Annotated in this window: 1 protein-coding gene; it reads right to left on the bottom strand. The window is 59.1% G+C overall.

The window, feature by feature from the left end; all coding sequences use genetic code 11:
• Nucleotides 1-23: 23 nt before the first annotated feature.
• Entirely contained in the window at nt 24-1,223 is a 1,200-nt protein-coding gene (locus DCC25_RS11190; RefSeq protein ID WP_110100105.1) for an IS110 family transposase, read from the bottom strand.
• Between the last annotated feature and the right edge of the window lie 235 nt (nt 1,224-1,458).

The following is a 1,458-nucleotide window of genomic DNA, read 5'->3' as shown; positions in this document are numbered from 1 at the left end:
GGGGGGTGTCCCTATGGTGTTTGTCAAGCCGCGGTCGGGGTGCGGGGTTCGTATAGGGTGCCTGTTTTCATCATCGCGTACATGACGTTTAGTCGACGCCGGGCTAGGCACATGATCGCTGCGTTATGGCGCTTGCCTTCGGCTCTTTTCCGTTCGTAGTATGCCTTTGATACCGGGTCGTGGCAAGACGCAACCCATGCAGATCGAAATAACGCGTTCTTCAACTTCTTGTTCCCGGCACGGGCAGGGAACTCGCCTCGGATTGACGTTCCGGATCGTCGGGTTACTGGAGCAATTCCGGCATAGGCGGCCAGGTGTCCTGGCGTGGGGAAGGCGGACAGGTCGCCAGCGGCCAGGAGGATTTGCGCTGCGGTCTTGACTCCGACTCCTGGCATCGACGTCAAGACCGTGGAAAGAGGGAAGTCATCGACCAGCTTTTCTACCTCTTCGGCTACGATGTCCCGTTGATGCTTAAGCTCTTTGATCTGAGCGGCAACCCTCGGGATGATGAGTTCGACAGCGTCAGCACCTGGCACTGTGACGGTCTGCTCTGACAGTGCTGCGAAGACCTGGTCGATGAGCGGGCCGGGGTCTTTGCGGCTGTGGTGACGTGCCCACCGTTTCACTCCGGCTTTGCCTGCAGCTTTGAGTCCGGCGGGACCGTGGTAGCGGATCAAGAGATCCAACACGATCGCCCGAGTGAGAACGACACCGGGGAATACACGTTCCAGTGATGGGTAGATCTGGACCAAGAGAGACCGTAGCCGATTGATCGCGCGCGTTGATTCACGAGCGAGGTCTTCATCGAACCCTGAGAGCACCTTCAGTGCTGACAAGACCTCGGAATTACGGTCCACGGCTCGTAGCGTGTGTGGCATTGTCCGGGCGGTATCAGCGATGATGAACGCGTCCCTTGCGTCGGTCTTCGACCGTCCCGGATACAGGTCTGCGGCCTTGCGCATTGCCAGTCCGGGCAGGTAGGCGACGTCCGCACCGAGATCACGGGCGACAGCGATTGGCAGTGCTCCGATCGTGTTCGGCTGGTCGACCACAACCAGCACCGGACCGTGCTGCTGCAAATCGGTGATGACCTTCCGTAGCGCGGTCTCATCTTGAGGCAACTCTTGGTCATACACACGTTGCCCCTCGGGTGTGAGCGCGCATCCATGATGGGCGGTCTTACCGACATCGAGTCCTAGTGTGATGGAGTATTCGGCTGTCATGACAGGTCCCCCTCGTCCTGTAATACCCGGGTCGCTGATGTCACGACACCCGATGCTGGCACCCACGTTACGAAGAGACCTCGAACAAAGCCGGGCCACGTCCCTATCAGCAGTCAACGCGCGTCCTGGACTCCTGGCGGCAACACCCCCCGGATCATCGATGACAGGGCAAAAAAACCATACCAGGACCAGCGACCAGATCCTCTGATGAGGACCTACAAATGAATGTAACGGG

The organism is Auritidibacter sp. NML120636 (assembly GCF_003185945.1).
GTDB lineage: Bacteria > Actinomycetota > Actinomycetes > Actinomycetales > Micrococcaceae > Auritidibacter > Auritidibacter ignavus.
Note: the sequence above shows the minus strand (reverse complement) of the source record. Positions and strands in the feature narration are given on the sequence as shown.